Source organism: Lysinibacillus sp. A4 (genome assembly GCF_024919535.1).
Lineage (GTDB): Bacteria > Bacillota > Bacilli > Bacillales_A > Planococcaceae > Lysinibacillus > Lysinibacillus capsici.
The window spans coordinates 378,464-397,740 of record NZ_JANWTB010000001.1; the positions used below are offsets into that span (position 1 = coordinate 378,464).

The following is a 19,277-nucleotide window of genomic DNA, read 5'->3' on the forward strand; positions in this document are numbered from 1 at the left end:
CGAGTCTTTTGCGCAAATGAAAAAAATAATCTGAAATTTTGTTCAAAATGACAAAATTTCAGATTATTCTAATCATTAATCAATCGATATAGCATGCAAGCCATGTAGGCATCATAAAATTCCGAATATACGGTAACATCTGTGCCAATCAGCTCACTAATTTTTTTGATGCGGTATTTCACCGTGTTTTTATGGATATAGAGGAGCTCTGCACAGCGCTCCACACTAGCATTTGCATCTAATAAAAAGGTTATCAATGTCTGCAAGGAATCATGGTCACGTAAAATGGGTTCAATTACAGATAAATATTCTTCAATCATTTCCTCGCCCTGCTTACTGACATCAATTGCCCTTTTCATGGAGCGCACTTCCGCTGCAGTAAACAATTTTCGCATCGGATAAATCGTATGGGCTTTGTCCCCCACCTGATTGACCAATTGATACATTTGACGAACAGACTTTGTATTTCTCATTTTAGGTGCATAAACAATTTCTGCGATTTGGGCATCATACTGAGTCGTTTCACTATATTCAATGGCAATTTCAAACTCATGATGCTTATAAAAGCAATTGCCTACCAGTACAATCATACAATGGTCAATGCATTGGATGACTCTTGTTTGATAATATTTGGACAGTTGCTCTTCTAATTCATCGCGAATTCTTTTTTCGTCTGCTAAATCATGCATGTAGACAAGCCACATCATTTGAATGGCGGAAACATCAATATGAAGAAGATTGGCTAATCTTCTCATTTTTTCCCCCTCGTCATTGATAATAGCTTTAACTAAGGCATATTCACTAACCTCATCATGCTTGTCTCCCCATAAATTTATGGCTACTTGCACAACCTCACTTACTTTTTCAATTGTCTTAGCAGGTAATTTTGTATTTTCTTTAATCAGAAATAAAAATAGCGGTTCGCCATTTTTTTGATGTACTCTTTTATAGTCTACGACACAGGCGACATCACTTTTTAGCAACTCAAGCTTGCCTGCTTCCCTCTGAAAATTGGATTGGGAGCATTTTTCAATGACATTCGCTACATCTAATGATGAATTTCGTGGCCACATCACTTGGTTCACAATGTCAAAATGACTATTGGTGAGCACAATATTAGCCTTTAAACGATCTGAAAGCATTTTCAGTGTAATTTCAACACTTCTTAAATGCTCAGGTAGTAACGATACCTTTTCTAATGTCTCTTTGACAAAATGATCATTAACGCCTTGATTACTAACAATCGCTTCCATAACCTCATAGATAACCTCGTTATAGCGCAGTGAATAATCATTTCGCGGCATACAAATGATAATAAAGCCTTGTGCCTCCGCTAACGCTAGCACTTCTTCTGGAATATCAGGCAATACAATGCCGACATAATATAAAATAAGCCCCAGCTCTCCTAAATCATGTAAATGCTGAATCGTTTCACATTGCTGCTCCACACTATCTCGAATGGAGTAAAAGGAGCTAATGACAAGCTCCTCTGCATACCATTCCTCCTGTACACGGTTAATAATTTTCGAATAAAAATCAACATTCGATACCTCTAATACAGATAGAGATGATACAGTACGGTGTAAGTTATCTCGCCCTGTTAACACCTCTGCCCCTCGAAAAGATGGCAATTGTAATAATTCATTGACCGTTACCCCATGTTCCACCACCACTTTTCTTTACAACTCTTTTGAAGAAGAATACCATATCCCCTACTATCTTTCAAAATACAGTTTGCTCTCTATTTTTACTGGTAGCTTGTTAGTGTTAAAATAGTAACTAAATGGATAAGATCAGAGAGGAAAATTAGGATGTCTAATCAGACAAAAACCATTGGTACAAAAATCAGACACAGTCTACAGGCAGATTGTCAAAGCTGTTTTGGCTTGTGCTGTACCGCTTTAAATATTGTGGCTTCTAGTGATTTTGCGATCAATAAACCTGCAGGCACGCCATGTCCTAATTTGCAGGATAACTATAGCTGTCACATACATAGTCAGCTACGAGAGACAGGTTTTAAGGGCTGTACCGTTTTTGATTGCCTAGGCGCAGGTCAACAGGTTTCACAGGTGACATTTCATGGACAGGATTGGCGACAATCTCGTGAGCATGCTGACAAGATGTTTCGTGTTTTTCCTATTATGGAACAGCTTTACGAAATGATTGCATATGTGGCGGAGGCTTTGTCCTATCAGGTGGATAATATGCTTTATGAACAGCTAATTGCTCAATTGAAGCACCTACAGCAGACAATAGCTCAGGATGCAGATACCTTATTAGCATTGGATATGGTAGCTATTCGTATGCCGATCAATGCACTATTGCTCCAAACTAGCGAACAAATTCGCCAGCACATTGTGAAGGGAAAGGCTTCTAGAAACTTGAATCAGCGTGGGGCTGATTGGATGGGCAAAAATTTAAAAGGCAAGGATTTACGAGCGACTGATCTAAGGGGGAGTTATTTAATAGCAGCTAATCTTCAAGATGCGAATTTACAGGGAGTAGATTTCATCGGGGCTGATTTGCGAGATACCAATTTACGCGGTGCTGATCTTTCAACAAGTCTGTTTTTAACCCAAATGCAAATCAACGCGGCACAGGGGGATCGTTCGACTAAATTACCTTCCTATATAAAACGACCTGCTCATTGGCAATAAAAAAAGGTAGATGGCGTTTTACGCTCATCTACCCTTTTTCATTAGGCTTGTTTCTTTTTATAAAGCACAGTAGCCGCCACTAACACAAGTAAAATAGACTGTCCTATGATTGTTTCCACCGTTGGATAGAAGCCAATCAAGCTAATAACAGGTAAGCCATCAACAATCGTTGTGGACAGATTATCTGTCAGCTGCAAAGTATGCAGACTGACACCAATAATTTTAAAGGCTAGCACATAAATTAAAATAGTTGCTACTGCAAAAAATTTGTGAATTGGAATTTTGCCACTTGCTTTAAATAACACAACTGCAAGTACAGCAAGAATGAGCAGTGCCACCACAATTCCAAGTATAAACTGCGACGTTTCCATTTTAGGTGCAATCCCCGCATAAAAGACTAGTGTTTCTGCACCTTCACGGAAGACCGATAAAAAGCTAATCATAGCCATCGCAAAAATAGAGCCACTCGAAATGGCATTACCCATTTGTTTGGAAATATAGCGATTCCAACTGACCACGCTTGATTTACTATGCAGCCAAATACCCACACCGATCATCATCGCTGCAGCAATTAACCCTACATAGCCTTCCATTAACTCGCGATTCGTATCCATCGTTGCCGAATTTAAAATCGTCGACATAAGGATGGCAGCTACGGCGGATAATAGAACGCCGACAAACGCTCCGACATAAATCCATTTGCGCATCTTGTTTTGTCCTGATTTATTAAGGAATGACACTAAGGCTAAAATAATCAGTAATGCCTCTAGTCCTTCGCGTAATAAAATTAACGCAGCGTCCCAAATGGTGTAATCGGTATCCCCTTGAATTAGCTCAATTTCAGTACGGAATGTATTTAATTGTTTGGTAATAGCTTGCTGATCGACGTTGGATTTTAATAAATCACTCGCGATAATCGGCATATCACTTTCAATTTTCGTGTAAAGACTACCATTACGTGTGGAGATTTCAATTTCTACGCTTGGCCAAATGGTAATAAACTCACGTATTTTATTTGAAGCTGCCTGGTAATCACCAGCGTTGACAAAATCATTGGCCTCATCTATATAGGCAATTAATGTCGCTAATGAATACTCTCCCTCTACCACTTCGGCTGTTTCTTTACCAGCTACAAAATCCTCAATCGTTTGCTTTAAAGCAGCAAATTGAGATTGCATAAGCGCTACATCAGGCTCCTCGGCAGAAATAGAGATACGAAGAAATGCCATTTGTGTTTCGATTTGCCCGTACATTGCGATACTTTGTTCACGCACAGGTCGCTCATTTTTATTCCATTTACTATTAAAATCTTTGTAGGCTTCATCAATGGCCTGAATATCACCACTTGCTAAAGCTTTTTCAAAGTCTGCCATTATCGGCTTAAATTTTTGTCCAAACTCTGCTCGCTGTGCCGCTTCATCTACTGGATTTTCAAGCTTTTCTAAAGCACGCAATGCATTGGATAGTGCGGATAGCGCCTCTAAACGCTCATCCTTGGACGTTGCCTCAGTAGCCTGTGCAAGGATTTCATCAACCTTTGCTTTTGCCTCTTTCTGCTCTGAAGATACTTTAGCCCAATCAATAGCAAATTGTTCAAGTGCCTGCTTGGCCTCCGCCTCTTTATCCTGCTTTGTATTCATCAGTGCATCACTAATCGCAATATAGAGATGACTATAGGACTGCGCAGCTTGCACAGGTAAAGCTAAAGTCAGCATAAGGGCAAACACGATACTACAGCGCGTTAAAAAGTGCTTCACCTAAATAACTCCCCTTTTGTACACCAGGGAAGCAAGCAAACACGGCACTGCCTCGATGGGTAATGTACTCATTCATTTTATCCATACGCCCTAAGCTATTTTGGATGGTTGTAAATTGGGCTGGGTCTTTTTGAAAAGAAATAAAGATTAGCCCCGCATCATGGGTCCCTGTATTCGACATCACGCCTGACGCATAAGAATAAGAGCGTCGCAAAATACGCGCACCTGATTTCCGCGCCAAATGGACATGTGATGTATCAGGCATAATATAATTGCCCTTATCATCCTTTGCCTCTACATCAAAATCATCGAATTCCTTTGTTTTGCCAAAAGGTGCCCCACTGTCGCGGTAACGGCCAAATGTTGCCTCTTGATCTTTCAATGATGTACGATCCCAAGTTTCAAGATGCATTTGAACTTTACGCGCAATTAAATAAGAGCCACCCTTTAACCAGCCTTTATCCACCCACACAACCTCATTTAAGTCTTTTTCATCCGTAATGGCTGGATTTACAGTACCGTCCTTAAAGGCGAAGAGGTTTCGTGGTGTCCCTCCACTAGCTGGAAACGAGTTAAAGCCCGCCTGTGACCATTTTATTTCTACTTTACCTGAAGCAGCTCGTACTAGATTACGAACAGCATGGAAGGCTACCTGCGGATCATCTGCACAAGCCTGAATACACAAATCACCACCTGTGTATTCTCTCTGTAGCTGATCTTTAGGGAAATGTGGTAAATCCTTTAGCTCCGCTGGTTTTAAATGCTGGATGCCCAGTTTATCGAATAATGAAGGCCCGACACCAATGGTAATGGATAGATTAGATGCATCTAAGCCCTCTGCCTCTCCAGTATCGCCAGTTGGCACTCTTGTATTTGTCGATACATCGACCATGACTTCACCATTCATTAAACGCACAACAAGGGGTGTCCATTGCTGGAACAACGCTTGTAGTTCCTTCTTTGATGTCACTAATACATCTAAAGAAGCAAAATAAATATTCGTCTGTACAGGTGTCACAATACCTGACTGATGCTTGCCATAGAAATTGACCTTATTGCTAGCCGTCGTGCTATCTGCTACTGGCTCAAAGACATCATAGCCCATTGCTTTCATGACACCACCCAAGCCAGAGGCACCGATGGCAACACCTGCCACACCGATACCTGTTAGCTTTAACATATCACGTCTAGAAATTTTTTTATTTATAAATTTTTCCTCGTTTGACGTTGTCATTGTTTATGTTCACTCCAAAATGATACCCATTTGACTTAATGGTTCTCCAAGCTGATTCACCGCTGCTGCCAGTGCTTTTGTGTTTTCCTCCGTTAATTCTTCGTAAGATATATAGCCACCATCAGCCGTTGTATGCTGTGCTAATAAATCGTCTACTGCTTTGAATTTTTCATCAAGTGTTGCCACTAATGTAGAATCTTTTGCTTCTAATTTTGAGCGTAAAATCTCAAAGATTTTTTCTGCGCCTTCAATATTCGCTTTAAAATCATAAAGGTCTGTATGAGAGTAAATTTCTTCCTCACCTGTAATTTTAGATGTTGATACTTCATTTAATAAATCTACTGCACCTGTAATCATTAAGTCAGGTGTCACTTCCACTGTTTGCACAAGTGCATGCAATTCCTTCGCATCTGCAAGAAGCTGATCTGCTACAGCCTCATAACCTTTTGTTGTATTTTCTTCCCAAAGAGCATACTCAAGCTTATGGTAGCCTGACCATTCTTCCTCACCCTTACCTTCTTCTTGAATATCTGCTAAACGTCCATCGATGCGAGGGTCAAGATCACCGAAGCTTTCCGCAATTGGCTCAGAACGTTCAAAATACATACGTGCTGGCGCATACGCTGCCTTTGCTCCTTCAATATCGCCTGCTTTGAATAGGTTCACAAATTTCTCTGTATCTAGTAAAAATTGATCCATTTGCTCTAACGCAAATTGTTGATAGGCTGATAATTCAGAAGATAAATCCACCTCTTTTGTAGCTTGCTCCGCCTGTTCTGTTGCTGGCTTATCTTCTTTTTTTACTTCTTCTGTATTGCCACAGCCAGCCATTAAAATGCCTCCTGCTACTAATACCGACAAAAATGATTTGTTTTTCATACTTCGTACCTACTTCCGAATTTGTTTTATATTGTGATGATAATGATTATCATCATCTATTGCAACAACTATTTTTGTAAATAGAAAAAAACGTCATTTTTCAGTTATTCTTTACGAACAACTAGAAAAAAGACGTTTTTTCTACAATATAATGATTCTAATCTACAAAATTTTTGCTTGTTTCAAATTTTCATGTTTTCCATGTAAAAGGTAATAAAGCACAATCGACACTAAAATAACAAAGACCATCGAGAAGAAAATCGAGCTGTAGCCCATAGAGGGTACAAATAAGCCTAAGAAATAAGGCCCGACACCTAAGCCTAAATCATAAAAAATAAAATACGTAGATGTCGCAAGTCCTAAACGCTCATTTGGTGTTACTTTGATGGCAATTGCCTGTGCCACCGAGTTGAAGTTTCCATAGCCAATCCCGATACAAGCGGCAGCGATTAAAAAGGCAATCGTAGTTGTTGCTGAGCTAAAGGCATACATGCCTATTGCAAACAACACTAAGCATGGATAGATAATGATATTTGCCCCTCTTGTATCAAGCAATTTCCCTGTAAATGGACGTGTAGCCAAAATGACAATAGCATAGATAATAAAGAAGTAGCTACCTGCTGATACTAAATCTAGCTCCTTTGCATAAAACGTCATAAACGACATCACACCTGAATAAGCAAAGCCAATCACAAGCGCCACAAAGGCAATCGGTACTGCACGCATTTCAATAAAGTTCGTCACTTTAAACCCAGCCTTTACAGCTGTATCCTTTGCTTTTTTCGGTGCATCTGGCACGGTCACAATGTAATACATAAAGAAACAAATAATCGCTAACACAGAATCTACTGCAAAAATCATACGATAATCTGCAAATAGCTGTGTTAATAATATTCCAATAAATGGGCCAATGGCTGTGGCTAGAATAGCGCTTAAGCTATAATAACCAATCCCTTCTCCACGACGCTCAGCTGGTAAAATTTGTGCAATAATGGTACCTGTTGCTGTACTGGCAATCCCTAGTGCAATCCCCTGTACTAAACGATTGATCATCAGCAGCGGTAAATTGCCTGCTATAAAATAAGACATTGTTGATAACATAAATAATAATAGTCCACAAAATAATGTTTTTTTGCTACCCCAGTCTCCAATAATACGCCCTGTCCCAAGACGACCTAATAGTGTCCCGATAATAAAAATACTCGATACAAGCCCAGCTGTACTTGTAGAGGCATTAAAATGCTCCACCGCATATGCTGCTATCGTAACCATTAATAAATAAAAGATTAACGTAATGGTAAAATTAATAAGTGAGACAATTAAAAAATCTTTTGTCCATAGTTTCTTTCTGGCTGCTTCCACGTTGCTCTCCCCTATTGATTAATATTCATACAAATTCTTGCTAAAACCTGTGTCGCAATGTCAATATCTTGTTTTGGCACGCCTGCCAAAGCCTGCTCAAAAAATGGATGTAGATGCGACTTTATTTCCAGCACAAGCTCTTCCCCATGCTTTGATAGGTGTACCAGCTTTTCACGCTTATCCTTGCCCGTCATCGTTTCCACATAGCCTAGCTCCACCAGTTTATGTACAAGCTTCGTGACACTTGGCTTCTCTATAGACATGAAATTCGCGATATCTACAAATGAATGTGGACCCTTATCATTCAAGAAACGAAGCACTGCCCACTGTGAGCTATATAACTGATAAGGTTCAAGCTGCACATTCAGCTGATTAATAAACGGCCGATACATTAAGCGGTACTGATTAAAAAATTCCTGTTCAATTGTCACACTATCACTTCCTTTTATATTAGTTAGCCTAGCTAACTATATACCTAAAAACTCTATTTGTCTAGTAGGAAATAAGCGAAACATCGCTCTTGGGAGTGAGTGGTATCCTGCTCTATCCACTTAAACGAGGCGTATCCTCCACTTTCTCTGTTCTATCCATCACTTTGCGCGTTCTATCCTCTACTTTCCTTGTTCTATCCATCACTTTCAGCACTCTATCCACTTACACGAGGCGTATCCTCCACTTTCTCTGTTCTAACCATCACTTTGCGCGTTCTATCCGCTACTTTCCTTGTTCTATCCATCACTTTCAGCACTCTATCCACTTACGCGAAGCGTATCCTCCACTTTCTCTGTTCTATCCGCCACTTTGCGCGTTCTATCCGCTACTTTCTCTATCTTATCCGTCACTTTCAGCACTCTATCCACTTAAACGAAGTGTATCCTCCACTTTCTCTGTTCTATCCACCACTTTGCGCGTTCTATCCGCTACTTTCCTTGTTCTATCCGTCACTTTCAGCACTCTATCCACTTACGCGAAGCGTATCCTCCACTTTCTCTGTTCTATCCGCCACTTTGCGCGTTCTATCCGCTACTTTCTTTGTTCTATCCGTCACTTTCAGCACTCTATCCACTTACTTCAAGCGCCCTTTCTCTCTACAGCACTAAAAGCGACAATTCAGACCGCTTGAATTGTAACGCTTAGTTCGCTATTCCTTAATCCAATATTTCCGATGCTTTTTGACACCCTCTGCTTTCAAAGGGAGTTGTTGCATCAACTTGTACGCTAAATCGGGAGAGTCAATGCCAAAGAATTCGCGGAAGCTTCGATTGGTTACCTGCTGCCCGACTAGTAACCTGTAGTCCTCTAATGTTCGAACCAATGCATCATCGTCCACCAATCCACAACGTGGGCACGTCCATTTTTTATAGTGATACAATAATCGCTGCCCGTTAACACACTGTGGACATAACACACCCTTCACCATTTCCTTAAGAGGCACCTCTACCTCTTTTTTCAACTTTGTGTGCAGGGACAATAGAAGGTTGGCTAATTGTAAAAGATCAACGCTTTCTGTAGGTTGATAATGCTCTATCCATTTTTGTAGATGAAATCGTAACCCTTTCACATGAAATATCGGTTGCCCCTCAAAACCCTTTGTTAAAATGCCATTTTTCGTTGCCAGCACTACCGCATGTACAACAGGTAATTCGATACGTTCTTGCAGTAGAAGCTTTTTCATCCATATGACATGCCGATCCAGCTGAACAAACGGATCAGTCATTCCTTCCACAGTGCCATCCAATGTCATCCGTGTAAACTGTGCAAAAGGGACATCATATGAGAGATTTCCTGTTATATTTTTGATTTCAAGAATAAGTAAAAAATGAGGGCAGAGAAAGATGGTATCCATTTGATGGGTAGATCCGTAGCTATTTGCGGTTTGAAAATCATGTAGAAAATAATGTGGGGTTGGTAAATCGATTTCGAGCCATTCTGCATCAACACGTTGTTCCCCTGCAAGACCTGCTTGGACACGGCTCAAACGTTCACCATAATAAGCGTAGTTATTATGCGTCTGTGGCAATCTACGGAGCACCACCTCTAGTATTTTTTGCAAGTCCGATGGTTGTCGTGCTAATAGAATCATGTATGCACCTCCTGTTCTGATTATACAAAAAAAGAACCTCAACAAATGAGGTTCTCAAAAACTTGAAAGATAGATGATGTAAAATCTTTTTTTCATTATTTTTATTAGATCGAAAGACTGTTTTTGTGACCAATAACTAATACATTTCTATACATTTTTGCGTAATAAATATAGAAAATAAGGTGCGCCAATAAATGCAACAACAATCCCAGCAGGAACCGTTGCACTTGCAATAGCAACACGTCCAATGGTATCAGCAAGCATTAGCAAGCTTGCGCCAATGAATAGCGTCAATGGTAAAAAGAATTGGTAGCGTGGACCAACGAGCTGTTTTGCAATATGGGGAGCCATCAAACCGATGAAGGCTACTCCCCCTGTTACGGATACCGCGGCAGCCGCTAGTGCAACCGCAACAATTAATAATCGGAAACGTTCTCGCCCAATGTTCATACCAAGACCGACTGCTGTTTGCTCCGTCATGGCCAAGACATTTAAAACGTTGGCTTTATAGAAAATGTAAGGGATGCCCAGTACAAGCCAAGGCATTAGCGCCCAGAAAAATGGCCAATCTGTGCCCCATACATTTCCGGCTAGCCATTGTGCAATAAATTGTACATCGCTCCGCTCAGCAGAGGATATTAATACCATCATGACCCCTGATAAGGCTGATGCTACGCCTACCCCTACTAAAATGAACTGCACAGGATGGACACCCTTATTACGCTGATAAGAGAAAAAGTAAATACCCAGTGCTGTCACTAAGGCACTACAAAAGCCGACAATCGGTAAAATATAGGCAAAGTGAGGAAGGTCGCCATCTACTAGCAAATAAAAGACAGTAATCCCAACACCTGCGCCAGCACTGATACCTATAATTCCTGGGTCTGCTAAATCATTGCGGGTTACGCCCTGTAATACGGCCCCTGCCAGTGCTAATGCCATACCCGCAGCCGCTAGCACAAACATTCTAGGTAAACGGACTGAAAAGAGTACAAAGGACTCTTTAAAGCTACCATCGCCCAGTAAGGTTGGAAGAATTCGGTCAATAGAAACCGAAGCAGCACCTAATGAAATCCCTAAAATAAAAATGAACAAGGTTACCACAAGCCATATGAGTAACCATTTACGCTGTTTTTTGCGACCTTCTTTAAACAAATTGACGTCCTCCCTTCCGCACTAATAATAGGAAGAATGGAAGACCTAAAATCGAAATAATAGCGACAACTGGCGTTTCATAAGGTGCGTTAATCATGCGCCCTGCGAAATCAGCCAACACCATAAACCAGCCACCAACAATGGCGCTCATCGGTAAGACAAAACGATAGTCTGTCCCAACAAACGCGCGGACAATATGCGGTACCATTAAGCCAACGAAAGCTAGATTTCCGACTAGGGCCACAGCAGAGCCAGCCAGAATAACCACAACGAACATCATTACACCCTTTACGAGCGTAGTATTTTGTCCGACACCCACTGCTACTTCTTCATTTAAGCTTAAAATCGTTAATTGACGACTAAAAGCAAATGAAAGCAGTAAGCCAATAATAATAACGGGTACGATCAATAATGCCTGCCATGTTGTGCCAATGAAACCGCCACTTGTCCACATCGAAACATCTTTGGAAATTTGAAATAAAATGCCCGTCCCTTCAGCGATTGCCTGTAATAAGGCTGTGACAGCCGCACCAGCTAAAACAAGCTTTAAAGGGGAAAAGCCTTTTTTAGTAGAAGCACCAATCCCATAAACTAACATCATACCGATTCCCGCCCCAACAAAGCAGGCTAAAATTAACGTATAATACGAGAATTTAGGGATAAATGCCATTGTTAAAGCAAGGGCAGCATTTGCCCCTGCCGTTAAACCAAGCAGCCCTGGATCAGCTAATGGGTTCCGTGTAACCCCTTGCATAATCGCCCCAGCGACTGCGAGGGCACTCCCAACAAAAATAGCTGCAATGATACGAGGAAATCGAATTTCACGTAAAATCGTGTAATGTTTACCTCCACTTTGTCCGACAATTGCTTGAAAGACATCTTGAATGCTTGTATTCGCTGCCCCTAAGCACAGCGAGATACTGGCAGTACCAATTAATACAAGCAATGCAAGCAATACCTGAAGCCAAAATGGAAGCTTTCGAAACTTTGTCATTCGCCTTCGCTACTCTCTACTAATTATTGTAAAAATTTCTCTTCAAAGAACTTCAGTTGATGTTCTAATGTGATAGGGTCATTGAAATAAAAGGCATTTGCATTCACTTCAAATAAATGACCATTTTTCACTGCTTCTAAATCTTTAAACCATGCTGCATCTGTAAAGGAATTATCTTGATCTTGGAACATACTGAAGATCACATAGTCACCTGCATATTCCCCTAAAACTTCTTGAGAAATAGCATAGTAGCCAGGCTCTAACGCTGTTTCTTTTACTTTCTCAGGCATTTTCAAGCCCATTTCTTGATATAAAATCTCTGTTCCACGACCCCAGTTATCGCCATAAATATAGAACTGTTTATTAAAGTTCTCTGCTACTGTTACAGTCGCATCTTCACCGATTTTTTCTTTAATCTTTTTACCAGCTTCTGCTGCACGTGTTTTAAAATCTTCTACCCAAGCAGTTGCTTCTTTTTCTTTATTTACCACTTTACCGATTTCGATGAACTGCTGTAAATAGTCTACTTTACCATACGTAAATAATACAGTTGGCGCGATTTCTGCTAATTTATCAGCATTTTCAATACCATTTAAGCCAATAATTAAATCTGGTTCTAGCTCAAGAATTTTTTCAATATCAGTATTTTCAACTACAACAGCATCTTTAATCGCATCTTCGAAGTTGGGATTTTTTGCTGCCCATGCATCCACACCAACCACATTTACATCAAGCTGTAATAAGCTTCCTACAAAAGAAGATAGTACAACAACACGTTTCGGATTTGCTGGTACTTCTACAGGGCCTGACTCTGATTGATATGTGATTGTTTCTGTTGAAGCTTCCTCTTTTGAGCCTTCATCAGCCTTCTCTGTTTTTTCTTCCTTACTGCCACATGCTGCAAGTACGAGCACAAGCATCATAAACATTGGTAATAGCCACTTTTTCATTGTTATTCTCCTTTTAAATGGTTTGTAATAAGTCATATGTAATGCACATTGGTTTGTTCGTTCGTGGATCTTTGCCAATAACTGCATCTATATTAAATACTTTTTTCAATACTTCTGGAACCATCACTTCTTCAGCCGTTCCGAATTTTACAAGCTCACCTTGTGAAAGCGCTACAATATAATCTGAAAAACGTGCCGCTTGATTTAAATCATGGAGGACCATGACAATCGTGCGCCCCTGTTCTTCATTCAGCCTGTAAAGTAGCTCTAAAACTTCTAGCTGATGAGCCATATCTAAATAAGTTGTCGGTTCATCTAAAAAGATAATGTCGGTTTCTTGGGCCAAGGCCATCGCAATCCATACGCGCTGACGTTGTCCACCAGATAAAGCATCTACAGATTGTAAACGGAATTCTTCTGTTTTGGTTACCTGTAAAGCCCAGCCAATAACATCTTTATCTTTTTGTGATAAATTCCCGAAGCCCTTTTGATAAGGAAATCGACCGTAGGATACAAGCTCTTCCACTGTTAAACCATGTGCACTTTCTGGACTCTGTGGTAAGATTGCCAGTTCTTTTGCTAATTCTTTTGTTTTCAACTTGGAAATATTTTGACCATCTAATATGACCCGTCCACTCTCATGCTTTAAAATCCGTGTGATAGCTTTTAACAAGGTTGATTTTCCACAACCATTTGAACCAATGATTGTCGTGATTTTGCCATCAGGAATTTGCAGCGATAAGTCATGCACAATCGTTTTATTCTCATAACCAACACGAATCGATTCAACTTCTAAACGCAAATCGGACCCTCACTTTCTTTTTACTTCTTTCCATGCTATGATATTCAAAGCTAAAAATGATAATCATTATCACTAGAATTAGTCTAGTTACCTGATAAGATTTTGTCAATTACTTTTTTACTATTTGTTAAGGATGTGGCAATAAAAATGCAGCATGTGTATGATGTGACAATTATTGGCGGTGGCCCAGCTGGCTTATATAGTGCCTTTTATAGTGGTTTACGGGGTTTAAAAACAAAATTATTAGAAAGTCAACCACAGCTTGGCGGTAAAGTATTACTTTATCCTGAAAAGCTGATATGGGATATTGGGGGACATCCTCCCGTTTTGGGTGAACAATTTGTTAAACAATTAATCGAGCAAGCCAAAACATTTGATCCTACAATTTTGACAGGTACAAAAGTAGATTTAATTGAACGTCACAATGATATTTTTGTCATTCATACAGCAGCCGGTGAAAAGCATTATTCTAAAACGGTACTGTTAGCTGTAGGTGGCGGCATTATTAGCCCTCAAAAGCTAACACTTGAGGGTGCTGAAAAATATGAAATGTCCAATCTACATTACACTGTGCAATCGTATAAACGTTTTGTCGATAAGGATATCATGATCTCAGGCGGTGGTAATGCAGCCATCGATTGGGCTGTTGAATTAAGTCCGATTGCCAAAAGCGTAACGGTTGTTTACCGCAAAGAGAATCTATCAGCACACGAAGCCACTGTACAGGAAGCACTGGATGCAGGTGTGCGCATTGAGTGTAATACAACGATTACAAAGCTTTCCGCAAATATTGATAAAACGGCTATTCAATTAGTCACATGTGAGAATACGATAACGAAGCAAAGTTATACGCGTCAAATCGATGAGGTAATCGTCAGTCATGGCTATAATCGTGAGGCGTCTCTTGCATTTGATGAGGCCATTGCCATTCCGAAAAAGGATGATTATTATGTTGAAGGAAAGGCAACAGGTGAAACAGCACAGCCAGGTATTTTTGCAGCAGGTGATATTTTATCATTTGATGGAAAAATTAATTTGCTACTTGGCACATTCCAAGATGCCGCCAATGCAGTCAATTCTATTAAAACGTATTTAGAACCAACTGCCTATCGTCATGGCATGGTGTCCTCACATAATGAGCTATTTAAAGAGAAAAATCGCTCTATTATCGAAAAGCAATTTGCACCAGCCCATTAAACCTAAATATAACCCTCTTAAGAGCCTGATCTTAAGAGGGTTTCTAGTTTTTTATCTAAATAAACTTAATAACGCCCCCATCTGTCTCAACATATTTACTCCATTTGTAATCGTCCCAGCATGCCCCATAATTGTATTTAAATGATCTGGTAAATTTCCTAATCTAGGACCTTGCTGTTGTTGATTGGGAGAATAGTATGGTTGCACCATCCTACCTCGAAAAGGTGGGCCAAAATATTGCCTATTGTTTGGCGGATATGGACCTCTTCTAGCATTCGGCTGAAAATATGGCATTTATACACCCCCTATCTGAAAGCTTCTCACTAGTATATGTGAAAATTTTTATAGCGAATTAGACTTTTGAAGAAGAGGTTAAAAATAATAAGGGAACCATACTAGTTTCCCTGTCATACTATAAGAAAAAAGAAGGTGGTACTATACAAGACTCTCATTATCTTACCTTTTTAGCTAAGTTCGGGGTCGGAGGCGCACATCCTGGGGGCATTAATCTATCAAAGGCTGTTTTGCAAGCAGAGAATATCGAACGAAACGCACATATTTTAGATGTGGGATGTGGTACAGGGCAAACGGCTGCTTATTTAGCATCTTCCTATCAAGCAAACGTCACAGGTCTCGATATTCAGCCCATCATGATAGAAAAGGCTCGTCAGCGTATGCATAAAGCACGTCTACCTGTTAAACTTTTGCAAGGCTCTATTGAACAAACCTCGTTAGCGAACGAGACATTTGACTTGATTCTAGCTGAGTCGGTTCTGGCCTTTGTTAATTTGCAGCAGGCTTTGCAGGAAATTTATCGTTTATTGAAAAAAGGTGGCCGCTTCATTGCTATCGAATTTACCATTCCTCAAACACTTCGTACCGAACTTGCAGACGACCTCCAACAATTTTACGGCTTTCAGTCTCTCCTCAGGAAAAAGGATTGGGTAAGACTACTGCAACAGGCTGGTTTTTATGATATCCGTATACAAAAAAACAAATCCATCTCATCCAAGCCTGAATTTCAAGTTTCCAAAGATATAGAATCCGAATTCTATAAAATCATGGATCAGCATATTGCCATGAATGAAAAATACGAAGACCTTTTAGACTATCGCATCTATACCTGTACAAAATAATGAGCCGGCAGCAAAAGCGTTGCTGGTTTTTGTGCTGGCACAGCATACTTTATGACACCTGTCATCTAGATTCTTTGACTGGTGTGAATAGGTTTTCTCTTGAAATTTTCTTATCCTTAAGGTAAGAAAAAAAAGAAAGAGTGATCGAACTTATGCAAACACAACAAAGACTCCCCTTTATCGATATGTTAAGAGGCTTTGCCGTCTTAGGAACGCTTGGCACAAATATTTGGATTTTTGCTTATCTTGGTGATTTATCGTATATAACAACAAGTGATTATTCTGGTTGGTGGTCCTTCAATGATTTTTTACGTATGGTTGTATTATTTTTCGTTAATGGCAAGCTGCTTGGATTGTTAACAATTATGTTTGGAGTAGGTCTGCAATTAAAATATCAGCAAGCCTTACGGAGAGGTACAGCCTGGCCAGGAGTGTACCTGTGGACTATCGTCTTCTTAGGGTTAGAGGGGCTACTGCACTACACGCTTGTGATGGAGTATGATATTTTAATGAGCTATGCTGTCACAGCATTCATCGTCGCTTTTATTGTACGTTTGGGTGATAAGGTCATGACAGGAGCCTTTTATTTTTTTGGTGGCTTTCACATCCTAATGATTCTGCTTATTTTTATCAGTACCTTACAAGGAGCTGGTGTTTCATTAAATGGTATGGCATCCGTTTCTGAGCTCTATGAACATGGCACATGGTTTGCGCAGGTGCAGCATCGTCTCACAAACTTTTTATTTTATCGCTCAGAAGCTATATTTATTATCCCGATGAATGTCTTTTTATTTTTACTTGGTATAAAGTTCATGCGTAATGAGGTATTTTCACCAACTGACAAAGGACGTCAAACTCGACAAAAGCTATTTAATATCGGTGTATTCGTTGGCTTTCCTATCAATCTGCTTATTTTTATTCCTGGTGGGCTTTTTGATTTACCTGTTCGCTATCTTTGTGCCCCTCTTCTATCCATTGGCTATATTGGAATTTTAGGTAAACTGGTAGAATATAAGAGGCTAGACTGGCTTTGGCAGCGCTTTGCTCATGTTGGTAAAATGTCTTTAAGCTGCTATGTCCTCCAAAACGTGCTTGCGTCGATTATTTTTTATGGCTGGGGGCTTGGCTTAGGTGGGCAAGTCAATAGCTTCACTGTCATTGGTATTTGGCTATCTCTATCAATCTTACAACTTGTTATAGCGTTCGCTTGGTTACAGAAATTTCAAATGGGCCCTATGGAATGGATTCGTAAAAAAGCCCTTCAAGCGATGACACAGTAATCAGCAACAAAGGATGGTGCTAGTAATAAAAATATATCCTAGAGAACAAATTAAGCATTATTTAATCATTGATGCAGCTTCTGTCATTTTCCTATTCGCATTAGTATTAGGGTCTCATTCCCTTCCCTTAGCTATGAAAATAACAGTGCTCCTTTTATACCTAATAGCCTTCTACATGGCTTTATGGCATCGAGATTGGCGGCTACTTTCCGCATCTCTAGTAGCCTTTGTCCTTATCACCTTACTTAGCATAATTGTCGATCCTTTTATGCTTATTTTTGGCTTTACCTTTGCCGACTTACTAGGACGTGCAAAATCAAAATGGCATATTGCCTGTGGGATTGTAGCCATCGCTGTCATGTTTTTGACGGTTTTGTACATGACAACAGATTCCCTTTTACCAAAGGAATCACAGGTACTAGTACCGATAATGATGTTTCAACTGGTGCTCCCGATTCTCATTTATTTTGTGGAAAAGTCGAAAAATCTGCAGGCTGAGCTGGCAGACGTAAATACACAGCTTGTTCAGCAAGAGGAACGACAACGGATCGCTAGAGACCTTCATGATACAATTGGCCATACGCTCACAATGATTAAAGTAAAAACCGAACTAACGACCAAACTGATTGACCGAGATCCTTCAAGCGTGAAGCCTGAGCTACATGACATATTAGCCACTTCCCGTACCGCCTTAAAACAAGTACGTGAGCTTGTGTCTGATATGAATTTTATTTCTTTGCAAACGGAGCTTATCCATTGCCAACAGCTTTTACAAAGCGCGAATATTACGACAACCCTTGACAATCAATGTCCTCAAATCGTACTTTCTAGTGTGGAGGAAACGATGCTTGCTCTATGTGTACGAGAGACGACTACGAATATTCTCAAGCATAGTCAGGCAAAAAAATGTCATTTCACCATTCAATGTTGTGCTGGACACTATACACTTGTGATGAAAGACGATGGCATCGGTTTACAGTCACAAGGACGTGGGAATGGCATCCACTCCATAAAAGAAAGAATGCATATGCTGCAAGGCTTTGCCCTGATTGAAAGTGACACACCAGTAGGCACCAGCGTCACCCTCACTCTACCAATTCAAGATGGAAAGGAGCCTCTAACATGATACGTGTATTACTAGCAGAAGACCAACAAATGTTACGTGGTGCCCTAACTTCGCTACTAGCGTTTGAGCCTGATATTGAGGTCATAGCTGAGGTTGCAGATGGACAACAAGCATGGGAATTGATCCAGCAGGAGCCACCAGATATTTGCCTAGTCGATATTGAAATGCCCCATCTATCAGGGCTTGAGCTTGCTGAAAAAATTAAACAGGCCAACCTCCCTTGCAAGGTAATGATTGTAACAACCTTTGCACGCCCTGGTTATTTGCAGAAGGCAATGGATTGCGAGGTACACGGCTATCTATTAAAAGATGAACCCATCGATTATTTAATTGCTACTATTCGAAAAATCATGCAAGGAGAAAAGGTGGTCAGCAAGGATTTAGCCGCCTCCTTATTTATGAAGGAGCAAAACCCTTTAAATGAACGAGAAATTGCGGTGCTTCAGCTAGTCAAAAAAGGCTTGACCACAAACGAAATCAGTAAGCAGTTATTTTTAACGAAGGGCACGATTCGCAATTATTTATCTACCTCTATTCAAAAGCTACAAGTTGAATCTAGACAGCAAGCCGCTCAGGTAGCAGGTGAAAAAGGCTGGCTATAAAAAAAATCTCGCCACAGCTGTGACGAGATTTTTACAATGTTAGCATAAAATACGTTCCATTTA

18 protein-coding genes are annotated in these 19,277 nt (G+C 40.2%); 6 read left to right on the forward strand and 12 right to left on the reverse strand.

All coding sequences use genetic code 11. The features are described 5' to 3' along the window. Positions 1 to 68: 68 nt before the first annotated feature. A complete protein-coding gene (locus tag NY607_RS02325) occupies positions 69 to 1,673 on the reverse strand; it encodes a PucR family transcriptional regulator (RefSeq protein ID WP_237900317.1) in 1,605 nt (534 codons plus the stop codon). A 138-nt stretch (positions 1,674 to 1,811) separates the two neighbouring features. Here NY607_RS02325 and NY607_RS02330 point away from each other — a divergent pair, with 138 nt between their 5' ends. Further along, positions 1,812 to 2,657 carry a pentapeptide repeat-containing protein gene (locus tag NY607_RS02330; protein WP_237900315.1) on the forward strand — a complete coding sequence of 282 codons (846 nt, stop codon included), beginning with the start codon at positions 1,812 to 1,814 and terminating at the stop codon, positions 2,655 to 2,657. A gap of 41 nt (positions 2,658 to 2,698) precedes the next feature. Here the strand turns inward: NY607_RS02330 and NY607_RS02335 are convergent, their stop codons facing one another. From NY607_RS02335 to NY607_RS02380, 10 genes are all read right to left on the reverse strand, one after another. After that, positions 2,699 to 4,414, reverse strand: a complete 1,716-nt coding sequence (locus NY607_RS02335; protein WP_259419095.1) for an FTR1 family iron permease — start codon at positions 4,412 to 4,414, stop codon at positions 2,699 to 2,701. Further along, the gene (efeB, locus tag NY607_RS02340) at positions 4,389 to 5,648 is read right to left on the reverse strand and encodes an iron uptake transporter deferrochelatase/peroxidase subunit (RefSeq protein WP_259419096.1); all 1,260 of its coding nucleotides are present in this window, start codon (positions 5,646 to 5,648) and stop codon (positions 4,389 to 4,391) included. The genes NY607_RS02335 and efeB overlap by 26 nt, the downstream gene beginning before the upstream one ends. Positions 5,649 to 5,657: 9 nt before the next feature. Next, on the reverse strand, positions 5,658 to 6,527 hold the full coding sequence (efeO, locus tag NY607_RS02345) for an iron uptake system protein EfeO (RefSeq protein ID WP_048390316.1): 870 nt from the start codon (positions 6,525 to 6,527) through the stop codon (positions 5,658 to 5,660). Positions 6,528 to 6,689: 162 nt separating this feature from the next. Next, a complete protein-coding gene (locus tag NY607_RS02350; RefSeq protein ID WP_131519847.1) occupies positions 6,690 to 7,889 on the reverse strand; it encodes an MFS transporter in 1,200 nt (399 codons plus the stop codon). Positions 7,890 to 7,900: 11 nt separating this feature from the next. Next, positions 7,901 to 8,320 carry a MarR family winged helix-turn-helix transcriptional regulator gene (locus NY607_RS02355; RefSeq protein WP_259419097.1) on the reverse strand — a complete coding sequence of 140 codons (420 nt, stop codon included), beginning with the start codon at positions 8,318 to 8,320 and terminating at the stop codon, positions 7,901 to 7,903. A gap of 710 nt (positions 8,321 to 9,030) precedes the next feature. Next, positions 9,031 to 9,972, reverse strand: a complete 942-nt coding sequence (locus NY607_RS02360) for a nuclease-related domain-containing protein (RefSeq protein WP_237900311.1) — start codon at positions 9,970 to 9,972, stop codon at positions 9,031 to 9,033. 147 nt (positions 9,973 to 10,119) lie between these two features. Next, the gene (locus tag NY607_RS02365) at positions 10,120 to 11,127 is read right to left on the reverse strand and encodes a FecCD family ABC transporter permease (RefSeq protein ID WP_048390307.1); all 1,008 of its coding nucleotides are present in this window, start codon (positions 11,125 to 11,127) and stop codon (positions 10,120 to 10,122) included. After that, positions 11,120 to 12,121 (reverse strand): FecCD family ABC transporter permease, encoded by a 1,002-nt coding sequence (locus NY607_RS02370; protein WP_048390305.1) that lies wholly within the window; start codon positions 12,119 to 12,121, stop codon positions 11,120 to 11,122. The genes NY607_RS02365 and NY607_RS02370 overlap by 8 nt, the downstream gene beginning before the upstream one ends. A 23-nt stretch (positions 12,122 to 12,144) precedes the next feature. Beyond that, positions 12,145 to 13,071, reverse strand: a complete 927-nt coding sequence (locus NY607_RS02375) for an iron-hydroxamate ABC transporter substrate-binding protein (RefSeq protein WP_048390303.1) — start codon at positions 13,069 to 13,071, stop codon at positions 12,145 to 12,147. A gap of 13 nt (positions 13,072 to 13,084) precedes the next feature. Next, positions 13,085 to 13,873, reverse strand: a complete 789-nt coding sequence (locus NY607_RS02380) for an ABC transporter ATP-binding protein (protein WP_237900309.1) — start codon at positions 13,871 to 13,873, stop codon at positions 13,085 to 13,087. A 147-nt stretch (positions 13,874 to 14,020) separates the two neighbouring features. On the opposite strand from NY607_RS02380, the gene NY607_RS02385 reads away from it, so the two are divergent. Continuing rightward, on the forward strand, positions 14,021 to 15,070 hold the full coding sequence (locus tag NY607_RS02385) for an NAD(P)/FAD-dependent oxidoreductase (RefSeq protein WP_131519845.1): 1,050 nt from the start codon (positions 14,021 to 14,023) through the stop codon (positions 15,068 to 15,070). 51 nt (positions 15,071 to 15,121) lie between these two features. Here the strand turns inward: NY607_RS02385 and NY607_RS02390 are convergent, their stop codons facing one another. Then, a complete protein-coding gene (locus tag NY607_RS02390) occupies positions 15,122 to 15,364 on the reverse strand; it encodes a hypothetical protein (protein WP_004229360.1) in 243 nt (80 codons plus the stop codon). A gap of 230 nt (positions 15,365 to 15,594) precedes the next feature. Here NY607_RS02390 and NY607_RS02395 point away from each other — a divergent pair, with 230 nt between their 5' ends. The 4 genes from NY607_RS02395 (at position 15,595) to NY607_RS02410 (ending at position 19,214) form a co-directional block, all read left to right on the forward strand. Beyond that, complete coding sequence (locus NY607_RS02395; RefSeq protein ID WP_237900307.1) at positions 15,595 to 16,206, forward strand: class I SAM-dependent methyltransferase; 612 nt, start codon at positions 15,595 to 15,597, stop codon at positions 16,204 to 16,206. Between the two features lie 152 nt (positions 16,207 to 16,358). Further along, positions 16,359 to 17,486, forward strand: coding sequence for a DUF418 domain-containing protein (locus NY607_RS02400; RefSeq protein ID WP_237900305.1), 1,128 nt, complete (start codon positions 16,359 to 16,361; stop codon positions 17,484 to 17,486). Between the two features lie 13 nt (positions 17,487 to 17,499). Continuing rightward, the gene (locus NY607_RS02405) at positions 17,500 to 18,612 is read left to right on the forward strand and encodes a sensor histidine kinase (protein WP_259419100.1); all 1,113 of its coding nucleotides are present in this window, start codon (positions 17,500 to 17,502) and stop codon (positions 18,610 to 18,612) included. Next, positions 18,609 to 19,214, forward strand: coding sequence for a response regulator transcription factor (locus tag NY607_RS02410; protein WP_004229368.1), 606 nt, complete (start codon positions 18,609 to 18,611; stop codon positions 19,212 to 19,214). The genes NY607_RS02405 and NY607_RS02410 overlap by 4 nt, the downstream gene beginning before the upstream one ends. The last annotated feature ends 63 nt before the right edge of the window (positions 19,215 to 19,277 follow it).